We start from the raw sequence: 10,682 nt of genomic DNA, 5'->3' as shown, positions 1-10,682 counted from the left end.
CTAGATAGGTCATACTTACTATGACTTGACCTATCTTTTTTATCTTAAATCCTCAAATCCCCATCTACTCATACTTCCCATATCTTTTGTCGCCCCGTCAGGCATCGGTTTGAGCATAACTATCCTGTAATCGCACATCTTTTTTGCTGACAAGCGATCGCAAATAACCATCAAAACTAATCTCTACACCCATGCCGTCAATCAACCCTATAGGACATAGCGGCGACAATATCTTCGCGTCAGGAATTGCAACAATATTAGCTTAAATTTTCAAGTTAAAATATCTCGATTGAAATAGCGATCGCCTTGTCAAAGATAACGACGGGACGGCTCAAGCTAGAATCTTTTATAGCGGCTGAGGTGCGAGAGTTGGAGCAATTATTGGAGTGTTAAATCTATGCAAGTAATTGAAAAGCCCGTTAGTACTGAACAAACTGAACAAGTTGAGGCTCAAGTGATTGAGCAAGTGATTGAACCGTCCCATGAGTCGGCTTTGTTGTCTATTAACGCTCAAGTATCGTTTGCGAGTTTGCTAACGCTGATTCAAACTTTGCCCAAGGAACAAAAATGGCAGGTTTACCAAGCGTTGGGTGCGGAGCTTGCGCCCCAGTCGGCGGAGGCAAAGGCGATCGCCCGTTTAGCGGATGAGGATGACGAATCCCAATGGATCACGGTTGTCCATGAGGATGATGAGATCGATGCAGAGGCTTTAAATGAATGGTTGGTGAAGCGTGGTTACAAAAAAGCCGAAGTATAGGGTTACGTTACATCCGCTAGTGGGTGTTGAAGATTTGCCTCTGTTGCCTGAGTTTCTACAGAATGATCTTGCTAAATATCAGTTTGTTTTGGCGATCGATCCAGTGCAAACGCAGGGAGTACCTAGCCATGATTTGCGGGGCGATTTGCGGCATTATCGTGCCTTGGAGATTGACTATAACGGTGTTAGCTTTCGTTTGGTGTATCGCGTGTATGAGTCACCTACGCCGAAACGGGTGCAGGTGATTAGTTTTGCTGAGCATGATTTGGCTTATGAAAAGGCAAAAGAAAGATGCTGAGCATCGATACTAAGTAAAGAAATGGCTAAGCCGTTTCTTTACTTAAAAAACCTTGCAATGCTCTTTGGCATTTCCCTAAGCGCGGACTTCAGCGAATATCTTGTTGAGAATATCTTGAGCGCCCTTGGACTTGAGATCGTCGGCAAGTTCTGCCCCGATCGCTTCAGGATTGCTGAGATCGCCCGTCACTTCACCTCTTACTAGGGTCTTGCCATCGAGACTTGCCACAATACCTTTGAGGGTGAGGCGATCGCCATCAATGGCAGTATTCACACCAATCGGCACTTGGCAGCCGCCCTCTAGCTCACGCAAAAATGCCCGTTCTGCTAAGCAGCGCTGTGTGGTGGGATAATGAATAATCGGCGCAAACAGGGCAAGAATATCTGGATCTTCGGCGCGGCACTCAATGCCCAATGCCCCTTGACCAACAGCATGAAGTGAGATTTCAGGATCGATCACTTGGTGAACGCGATCGCCCATACCTAAACGCTGCAAACCTGCTGCCGCCAAAATCAGAGCATCATATTCACCCGCATCGAGCTTTTGCAGACGGGTGTTGAGATTGCCGCGCACATCCTTGAAAGTGAGGTGAGGATAGTAATGGCGCAACTGGGCAAGGCGACGCAATGAAGATGTACCAACTACCGTCCCTTCAGGCAGGCTCTCTAAGGTCTTGTCCTTTAGTTTTTCATGGACAACTAGGGCATCCGCAGGATCTTCACGCTCAGTCACTGCACCGAGGATCAAGCCTTCGGGTAAACGGGTGGGCAAGTCCTTGAGGCTATGCACTGCAAAGTCTGAATCCTTTGCCAAAATTGAAACTTCTAATTCTTTAGTAAATAAGCCTTTATCGCCAATTTTGGCGAGGGCTACATCAAGGATCTTGTCGCCCTGTGTACTCATGGTAACGACATCAAACTGGCGATCGGGGTGGGCTTTGCTGAGTTCGGCTTGTACCCAATGCGTTTGTACCAGTGCCAGCTGACTTTTGCGAGAACTAATGCGAACTGTTGAGGATGCAACCATAGGACAAAGGTGATTAACGCTAAGAACTTGAATAAATTAAGGGAAATATTTATATAAATATTAAATTGCTAAATTGCTACAAACGCAGCATCCTCTATTCAAACAGGTTTTGCTACGGTTGCGATGCGATCGCCCCTCTAGAATATGTAAAGAATTCTTACGGGGTTAACCCGCAAATAAGATTGGCAATGCTTCACGCCGTCAATCTTATTTTGGGTTTATGATCTCCTTAGTGATGAATAAAGCCATGAACTTAGCGCAATTACTATCTCAAACCGCCACGCAATATGCTGATAAAACGGCGATCGCCTTTGAAGGTCAAATTTGGACTTACCGTGACTTTGATCGACAGGTGCGGATCTATGCAGCGATTTTGCAACACCTTGACATTCATCGGGGCGATCGCGTAGCGGTGCTAATGCCTAAGTCTGTAGAGTTTTTATGTATGCATTTTGCTATTCTTGCCATCGGGGCGATCGCTTTACCCCTCAACCCCGACTATCGCGCCGCCGAGATTGTCTATTTTTTAACTGATTCGAGCAGTGCTTTATTAATCACCACTAGCGATCGCTTTTCACAGTTACAAGACATTCCAATCGCCCTCAAAGTTTTGCTGCATGATACTCACAAATTGGTGAACGTGGGATTGGGAGAACCCGCCAATATTCAAGATTCAATCATAGATTTAGCAACACTATTTACCAACTTTAAGCAGAATCTGCCCGATGGCTTCGAGCTAGACTATGCCACTGGTGATGATGATATTGCCATGATCTGCTACACCTCTGGCACAACAGGACAACCCAAGGGCGCAATGCTCTCTCACCGCAATTTGATTGCGAATACTCAAGCTTTATACAAGGCTTGGCAATGGAGCGATCGCGATCGCTTACTCCATGTTTTGCCATTGTTTCATGTGCATGGTTTAAATGTGGCAGCCTTGGGAAGTCTCTATGCGGGGGCAACCATGATCATGGTGGAAAAGTTTCAACCGCAACAAACTTGGCAAATGTTAGAGTCAGAGCAATGCACCTTGTTTATGGCAGTGCCAACCATCTATCAACTCTTGATCAATGGAGCAAATCGGGAAACTAAGCCCAATCTAGACAAGATGCGGATCTTTATATCTGGATCTGCACCTCTCAGCGATCGCCAATTTCATGATTTTGCCGAGATCACAGGCTTCCCTATTCTTGAGCGCTATGGCATGACGGAAACAGGCATGAATGCTTCTAATCCAATTATGCCCGAACTTCGCATTCCCAAAAGTGTCGGCTTCCCTTTAGATGGAGTAGAAATTCGCATTGCTAATCAGGACGCAGATCATCATTCTTCAGGTGATTCGCAAATTGGTGAGGTTTTGATTCGCGGCGAAAATATATTTCGGGGTTATTGGCAAAGACCAGCGCAAACTGCTGAGGCATTCACCGATGACTGGTTTCACACTGGCGATTTAGGATATTTGGACAATGGTCGCTTGTATTTAGTGGGTCGAGCTAAAGAATTAATCATTACCTGTGGGTTTAATGTTTATCCTAAAGAAATTGAGAATGTGATCGATCGCCACGAATTAGTCAAAGAATCGGCAGTGTTTGGACTTCCCCATGCTAATTTTGGCGAAAAGGTGGTTGCAGCGATCGCTCTGCGAGATGATTCGATCGCGATCGAGCAATCGGAAATCACAAAAATCATCATCAAGCATTGTAAACAAGAACTTGCATCCTATAAGTGTCCCAAACAGATATTTGTAGTATCTGCATTACCACGTAACGCGATGGGTAAATTGCAAAAACATATTTTAAAGGCATCAATCTTGATGAAACCTGATGTATAAGTTCTGTGAGAATCGCTAAAATATAAAGCTGCGATCGCATAGGCTATGGTTAACCGCTCGTATTCCCAAAAATTGCAATCTGTCGCGCTCAGCGATCGTTAAATTAGGCAAATCATCCTACCATTCTCGAAAAAAGTTAGGATTTTTAACCAACTCCAACCCGAACTTGCCTTCTAATTCATACAGCGAGACTTTCTTGATCGCCAAAGCTTGTAGCATAAACTTAACTCTCTAAAACCTTACGGATTTGATTGCTAATTTTCCTAAAATTTTAGGCTATATTTGGAGCTTAGGAAATGAATACCTCAACTAAACTAGCGCAAGATATAGGGACAAAATTGGTGAATGATGTGGATTATCTGCGGATCAGCTTGATCGATCGCTGCAATTTTCGCTGCACTTACTGTATGCCCGAAGGTTCAGAAATTGACTATATCCATAGTGCCAATATGCTTACCAATAGGGAATTGGTGAGTATTGTGCAGGAAGTATTTATCCCCCTTGGGTTTAGTAAATTTCGCCTCACGGGTGGTGAACCATTATTAAGAAAGGAATTAGTAAACTTAGTCGGCGCGATCGCCAATTTGACGGGAGTGCAGGATCTCTCCATGACCACCAATGGTTTTCTATTGGCACATTTGGCAAAACCACTCTATGAGGCAGGGTTGCGGCGGATTAATATTAGTTTGGATTCTTTAGATCGTGATGTATTTAGACAGATCACGGGTCGCAATCTTTGGCAACAGGTTTGGGATGGAATTTTGGCGGCTCATGCGGTGGGCTTTGCGCCTTTGAAATTAAATGTGGTGGTTGTGCCAGAGGTCAATGATCATGAAATTTTAAATTTGGCTGCCCTAAGCATCGATCGCGATTGGCATATTCGCTTTATTGAATTTATGCCCATCGGCAACGATCGCCTATTTAGTCATAAGGGCTGGGTGGATTCGGCAGACTTACGCCAACGGATCAGCGATCGCTATGGTCTTGTACCCAGCAACTGCAAGGGCAATGGTCCTGCCGATGTGTTTCAAATTCCCAATGCTCAGGGAACTTTAGGCTTTATTAGTCAAATGTCAGAATGCTTTTGCGATCGCTGTAATCGGGTGCGACTATCTGCCGATGGTTTGTTGCGCCCCTGCCTACTCAACGAAACTGGACAGATTGATCTCAAAACAGCCTTGCGGGAGGGCAAGAGTTTTGCCGAGTTGAGAATGATGGTACGGGAATTGTTAAATCTCAAAGCTGAAATCAATTTTAAAGAACGCGATCGCGGCACGGGCGATCAAAAGAGTTACTTCCGCACCATGTCACAAATTGGTGGTTAAGAGCCAAAAAAGCTCGCAACGCGAGCTTTTTTTTATTTTATTCAATTGTAGGAATATAAAATATCCCTTCGGCATTAGTAGCCACCATACCGTATGTGTAGCGGATAGCTTCAGGTCTACTAATTTGCGCTTACCCCTTTCGGGAATAATTGCCCTTTCGGGGATACTCGACCCACACGGGGGGGAATAGGATGGGTCTATTTGTAGAATACATCAATCATTGTTTTTTAGCAAGTGACATAAACTTATTTTTTATTCTCTTCTCCGTCTAAGAGATTTTTTAAAAGTCTTGACTTTAGCTCAAAGCACTAATTTATCCCCCACCTAATCCCCCTTTACAAAGCTAAGGGGTAAGCACAAGTTGTTGGCAATATCGTAAGTTACCAACGATTCCCCGTCAGCCATCCTTAAAAGGGGGATTTACGGGTAGCTAAACTTTTAAAACACGCTCTTACGAAAGAGGAGAGAAAGATTAAGAAAATCGTTTTTAAGGATAATTTAAGGAAATCAAAACTTTTCAAACAAATTCTAATGTGAGTTTCAAGTTATTTTTGCGTAAAAACCATGCCCGAACAAATTACAATGTGAACTACCAGATGCTGATGCTCCGCATACAGCAATAGTTTCCTGACTCGTTGGGATGTGATTGCTACACCAAATGCGAGTCTTGCCGTTCCTCCACAGGCATTCGTTTTCCCACAGAGCAAAGTTTAGTCAAAGTACATAATGCAAAAAAATAAAGCTTTATCTGCTGTCGGTCTGTGGTGGCGATGGGTAATCGCCACGCTCGTTGGTGTAGCAGTAGGTTATCCTCTCGGCATCGCTGCTTGTCTAGCTGGATTTTACTATCTCAGCGATCGCTTGATGCTCTTGGGCATCTGTACCACGGGCTATGGCAGTCTCAACTGTCCTGTATCGGTGGGCATCATATTGGGGGCGATCGTCACAGGTACATTGGTGGGCATAGGGCAGTACTTCTTACTCAGAAGGCTCATTCGTTCATCGGGATGGTGGGTATTGGCAAGTACTTTGGGCTGGGCTTGGGTGGGATTTACGGCGACTAGTTTAGCCTATACCCCACATTCAGGTTTTGCAATTGGCAGCGATGGTACTTTTGTTGAAAGCAGTTTTAGCGATCGCTTGCCCTTATTAGCCACTAATTCCCTATGGCTGATCACGGCTGGTTTGATCTTAGGAATCTTGCAATGTCTCGTGATTTGGAATGGCGCAAAACAGGAAGTAACTAAACATCGCGCCCCTTGGTGGATCATGGTAAATGTCACCCTTGCCACATTTATGGCGGTGGCAATCTTGGCAATTTTTCGCGGCAGGGGTAGCCTATACAATATTTTGATTTTCTTTATTGAATTTACGCCTTTCTATGCCACCATTACTGGGGCAGCCCTCACTAAAATGCGCCTATAATCAAGAGGATCGATGACAAATTTACCCACGGAAGTCCTACGATCGCGATCGCAACTGACCGAACCAACTTCGATCGCGATTCTCGATAAAACCCAATTTTGTCTAGTTGCAACAACCTTCACCAATGAACTGATTTTAACTAGCTATGTCAGTGATGGTGCAATCAAAAACACCAGTTCGCTAGATAGTGAGACAAATGCACCGTTACTGCTTTTGCATGGATTTGATAGCTCTCTTTTAGAATTTCGCCGCCTCCTGCCCTTACTGGCTACCCATCGGCAAACTTGGGCGATGGACTTATTTGGATTTGGTATGACCGAAAGATTGCAGGATGTTAGCATTAGTACCGATGCGATCAAAGAACATCTATATGCGTTTTGGCAAACCACGATCGCCCGCCCGATTGTGTTAGTTGGTGCATCAATGGGAGGAGCCGCCGCCATCGATTTTGCCCTGACCTATCCGCAGATTGTCCAGAAACTAATTTTAATCGGCAGTGCGGGGATGCGATCGGGGACAACTATGGGCAGATTTTTAATCTATCCCCTTGATCGCGTAGCCACTAATTTTTTACGCAGCCCTAAAGTCAGACGCGAAGTCAGCCTCAAAGCCTATGCCGACCCTAGCTTTGTCACCAATGATGCTGAGATCTGCGCCTCCCTACATTTATCAATGCCCCGATGGAGTGAAGCCCTGATTTCCTTTACTAAAAGTGGCGGTTACGGCTCCTATGCGGAGCAGTTAAAGGATCTCCAGCCACCCACCTTGATTCTATGGGGCGATCGCGATCGGATTCTTGGTACTAAGGACGCAACCAAATTTCATGACATGCTCCCTACAAGTAAGTTAGTTTGGATTGAAAATAGTGGTCACGTTCCCCACTTAGAGCGCCCTATGGCGACGGCTCAAGAAATTTTCATGTTTTTAGAATAAATTGCTAAAGTGAATTTTGAAATCCCTAGCAATGCAAAACTTTTTTCAAGTAACTCTCGCCAAAGTTTACAATGACAACAACAATGACAAACAAGCTAATAATCCCGTGCGAGCAAATATAGGCTATGACAAAAAAATCTGGCGCTAACAATATCTTTGTGTTTGTAGGCTTGGCGATCGCCCTGAGCATTGCGGCTTTTTTGTCGCCCCTAGCCAGTCAAGATCCCGATGGACTAGATCGGGTTGCAGAAGATCTCAAGTTTAACGACAGAGCCATAGAGAAACCCATTACCAAAGATATGCCTACAGCACAAATCTTTGATGAATATTCCCTTAAAGCCGTTAGCAATGAGAAACTATCCACAGGCATAGCGGGAATAATGGGAACTCTGCTCACCTTTAGTTTGACATGGGGCTTGGGCAAACTGGTAATCCGTAAGCCTAGCAAATAGGCAATAAAGACACTCTTCAAAAGCTTCTCTTTGATAAGTATAGACAGCACAAAGCGCCGCCTATACTTGTTGATATAATCGAATACTGCCCAAAGACTACGCAATTTCATGAATCCAACCCTTATTCTCGCTTCGGCTTCACCAACGCGCAAAAAAATTTTAGAGAATGCAGGATTTTGTCCCACGATCAAAGTCAGTCACTTTGATGAAGAGGCAATTCAGGTCAGCGATCCCACGAGTTTGGTATTGACCTTGGCGCAGTGCAAAGCTAAGGCTGTGGCGGCAGATTTTGCGGGGGAGCAGGCGATCGTGGTCGGTTGTGATTCGATTATGTATCTCAATGGCATGATCTATGGCAAACCAGCATCGGATCAAGTGGCGATCGCCACATGGCAAAAGATGCGCGGCAACTATTGCGAACTCTATACTGGGCATTGCTTGATCGATATGCAGAGTCAACGCACGGTGATGGCGCATGGGGTGACGAAGGTTTATTTTAGTGATGCCACCGATGGGGAAATTGCTAGTTATGTTAGTTCGGGGGAGCCGCTCTGCTGTGCGGGTTGCTTTACATTAGAGAAGTTGGGAGGGCTGTTAATTGAGAAGATTGAAGGCTGTCATACGAATGTTTTGGGTTTGAGTTTGCCGATTTTCCGTAAGCTCTTAAGGGAACTGGGCTATGGCATTCATTTCAGCCATCAGGGAACGGCGATTGAGGCGATCGCCCATGAATAGTGCCAATCGTAATACCCTCTGGTCTAGCATTGTTGCCGAAGAACTCTATCGCGCTGGTGTCCGCACCATTTGCATTTCCCCAGGGTCACGCTCCACGCCCCTAGTAATTGCCTTTGCCGAACTACGCGATCGCCATGATGACCTAGAGATTTTGGTGCATATTGATGAGCGCTCCAGCGCTTTTTTTGCGCTAGGGGTGGCAAAAATGCTGATGTCGCCTGTGGTGCTGCTATGTACCTCTGGCACGGCGGCGGCTAATTATTACCCTGCGATTATTGAGGCTTATTACAGCCGCATCCCTCTTGTGGTGCTGACTGCCGATCGCCCCCCTGAGTTGCGTGACTGTGGTGCAGGGCAAACCATCGATCAGATTAATATCTATGGCAAGCACGTCCGTTATTTTTTTGAGGTGGGGGTTCCTGAAATTATTGGGTTTCGGTTGCGCTACTTGCGATCGCTGATTAGCCGTGCGGTGAGCATCGCCCTTGGTACAGGTGAAAGCCCCGCAGGGGCAGTGCATCTTAACTTTCCCTTTGCCGATCCCATGTCTCCAATTCCCATACCAACCGATATTCCTGAAGATTTGCAACTATCTAGCCCTGAAGCCATATTGGGGAACCCCAATGGCACAGCCTACAGCCCTGTCATTGCAGGGCTACGATCCCTTGATACCAATGCGATCGCCAATATTGCCAATCAAATTATCAGCCATCCCCAAGGGGTGATTGTGGTGGGTGTTTACGATGCGCCTTTGGGATTTTTAGAGGCAGTACGGCAATTGGCAAGGGCTACGGGCTATCCACTTTTGATCGAGGCAACGGGAGCGCACCGCCGCGATGAAATTGGACATTATGATAGCTTTTTGCGATCGCCCAATTTTTGTAAAACCCACATCCCCGATTTGGCGATCCGCTTTGGCGCAATGCCCACATCTAAGAGCTATCGGCTTTGGCTAGAGCAACATATTCACTGTCAGCAAATTTTAGTTGGCAATATTTACAGCGACCCCACCCATGGGCTGACCCAGCACCTCAATGTTGATCCCGTTAGCTTTTGCGAACAGTTAGCCCATTACTTGCAAGAGTTCGCGCCTGCGGGTTGGCAAAGTCAGCAATGGCGGCTAGATTTTGAACTTGCCGAAACGATCGCCGCCCAAGTAATTGCTAAATCCTTAAATGATATTGATGAGCTATTTGATGGCAAGGTCTATGCCGAACTCGCGCAAATTCTACCCGCTAATTGTGACATTTTTATTGCCAGCAGTACGCCGATCCGCGACCTCGATACCTTTTTCCATAGCGATCGCCCCATTCGCGTATTGGCCAATCGTGGCGCTAATGGCATTGATGGCACGATCTCCAGCGCTTTGGGGGCGGCTTGGGCAAATCGCGATCGCCGAATGGTGCTGATATGTGGCGATCTTGCCTTCTATCATGATCTCAATGGCTTATTAGCTGCCAAGAAATACCATATTTCCCTCACGATCATTCTGCTCAATAATGATGGCGGCGGCATCTTCAATCTCTTACCGATTGCCAAATATACCGATACCTTTGAAGAATTTTTCGGCACTGCCCACGGTTTGGACTTTGCGCCCATCGCCCAAGCCTATGAATGCCAATTCATCTCAATTCAAAATTGGCAACATTTCCGCGAATCTGTGCAGAATTCCCTATCCACTAAAGGAACACAGGTATTAGAAATTAAAAGCGATCGCCAACGCAACAAGGATCTGCATTTACAAATTTGGCAGCAAGTTATTGATGCTTGTGATCCATACTTTTTACTGTGCTACTTAGGGCTTGCTGAAAAAGTAATTAGGAGGCAGGAAGAATGCAAGTAGAAAAAGGAGACCACAGGACAGGCAAGACAGGAAATCGCCGAAATCGGGAAGAGA

The 10,682-nt window shown here is 45.7% G+C and carries 10 protein-coding genes; 9 read left to right on the top strand and 1 reads right to left on the bottom strand.

Features of this window, described 5'->3' with window-relative positions; all coding sequences use genetic code 11:
- The first annotated feature begins 397 nt into the window (after window positions 1-397).
- A complete protein-coding gene (locus H6F44_RS20740; protein WP_190352991.1) occupies window positions 398-757 on the top strand; it encodes a hypothetical protein in 360 nt (119 codons plus the stop codon).
- Complete coding sequence (locus H6F44_RS20735) at window positions 732-1,055, top strand: hypothetical protein (RefSeq protein ID WP_322096268.1); 324 nt, start codon at window positions 732-734, stop codon at window positions 1,053-1,055. Before H6F44_RS20740 ends, H6F44_RS20735 begins: the two co-directional genes overlap by 26 nt.
- Window positions 1,056-1,130: 75 nt before the next feature.
- Here H6F44_RS20735 and hemC read toward each other — a convergent pair whose 3' ends face one another.
- Window positions 1,131-2,081, bottom strand: coding sequence for a hydroxymethylbilane synthase (gene hemC, locus H6F44_RS20730; RefSeq protein WP_190352990.1), 951 nt, complete (start codon window positions 2,079-2,081; stop codon window positions 1,131-1,133).
- Between the two features lie 235 nt (window positions 2,082-2,316).
- Between hemC and H6F44_RS20725 the strand changes: the two genes are divergently transcribed.
- The 7 genes from H6F44_RS20725 (at window position 2,317) to menD (ending at window position 10,628) form a co-directional block, all read left to right on the top strand.
- Complete coding sequence (locus H6F44_RS20725) at window positions 2,317-3,915, top strand: AMP-binding protein (protein WP_242016681.1); 1,599 nt, start codon at window positions 2,317-2,319, stop codon at window positions 3,913-3,915.
- 341 nt (window positions 3,916-4,256) lie between these two features.
- Entirely contained in the window at window positions 4,257-5,240 is a 984-nt protein-coding gene (gene moaA / locus H6F44_RS20720; protein WP_190352993.1) for a GTP 3',8-cyclase MoaA, read from the top strand.
- Between the two features lie 726 nt (window positions 5,241-5,966).
- Window positions 5,967-6,665 (top strand): hypothetical protein, encoded by a 699-nt coding sequence (locus H6F44_RS20715; RefSeq protein WP_190352988.1) that lies wholly within the window; start codon window positions 5,967-5,969, stop codon window positions 6,663-6,665.
- Window positions 6,666-6,677: 12 nt separating this feature from the next.
- Entirely contained in the window at window positions 6,678-7,598 is a 921-nt protein-coding gene (locus H6F44_RS20710) for an alpha/beta fold hydrolase (RefSeq protein ID WP_190352987.1), read from the top strand.
- A gap of 125 nt (window positions 7,599-7,723) precedes the next feature.
- The gene (locus tag H6F44_RS20705; RefSeq protein WP_190352986.1) at window positions 7,724-8,050 is read left to right on the top strand and encodes a PDGLE domain-containing protein; all 327 of its coding nucleotides are present in this window, start codon (window positions 7,724-7,726) and stop codon (window positions 8,048-8,050) included.
- A 108-nt stretch (window positions 8,051-8,158) separates the two neighbouring features.
- Window positions 8,159-8,785, top strand: a complete 627-nt coding sequence (locus tag H6F44_RS20700) for a nucleoside triphosphate pyrophosphatase (RefSeq protein WP_190352985.1) — start codon at window positions 8,159-8,161, stop codon at window positions 8,783-8,785.
- The gene (gene menD / locus H6F44_RS20695; protein WP_242016680.1) at window positions 8,730-10,628 is read left to right on the top strand and encodes a 2-succinyl-5-enolpyruvyl-6-hydroxy-3-cyclohexene-1-carboxylic-acid synthase; all 1,899 of its coding nucleotides are present in this window, start codon (window positions 8,730-8,732) and stop codon (window positions 10,626-10,628) included. Before H6F44_RS20700 ends, menD begins: the two co-directional genes overlap by 56 nt.
- Window positions 10,629-10,682 lie beyond the last annotated feature (54 nt).

Origin of the sequence: Pseudanabaena cinerea FACHB-1277 (assembly GCF_014696345.1) — a bacterium.
Lineage (GTDB): Bacteria > Cyanobacteriota > Cyanobacteriia > Pseudanabaenales > Pseudanabaenaceae > Pseudanabaena > Pseudanabaena cinerea.
Note: the sequence above shows the minus strand (reverse complement) of the source record. Positions and strands in the feature narration are given on the sequence as shown.

What these genes read in the sequence shown, in the direction of transcription:
- menD (WP_242016680.1), top strand. Translation starts at nt 8,730, where the DNA reads ATGGCATTCATTTCAGCCATCAGGGAACGGCGATTGAGGCGATCGCCC.
- H6F44_RS20710 (WP_190352987.1), top strand. Translation starts at nt 6,678, where the DNA reads ATGACAAATTTACCCACGGAAGTCCTACGATCGCGATCGCAACTGACC.
- hemC (WP_190352990.1), bottom strand. Translation starts at nt 2,081, where the DNA reads ATGGTTGCATCCTCAACAGTTCGCATTAGTTCTCGCAAAAGTCAGCTG.
- H6F44_RS20705 (WP_190352986.1), top strand. Translation starts at nt 7,724, where the DNA reads ATGACAAAAAAATCTGGCGCTAACAATATCTTTGTGTTTGTAGGCTTG.
- H6F44_RS20715 (WP_190352988.1), top strand. Translation starts at nt 5,967, where the DNA reads ATGCAAAAAAATAAAGCTTTATCTGCTGTCGGTCTGTGGTGGCGATGG.
- H6F44_RS20740 (WP_190352991.1), top strand. Translation starts at nt 398, where the DNA reads ATGCAAGTAATTGAAAAGCCCGTTAGTACTGAACAAACTGAACAAGTT.
- H6F44_RS20725 (WP_242016681.1), top strand. Translation starts at nt 2,317, where the DNA reads ATGAATAAAGCCATGAACTTAGCGCAATTACTATCTCAAACCGCCACG.
- H6F44_RS20700 (WP_190352985.1), top strand. Translation starts at nt 8,159, where the DNA reads ATGAATCCAACCCTTATTCTCGCTTCGGCTTCACCAACGCGCAAAAAA.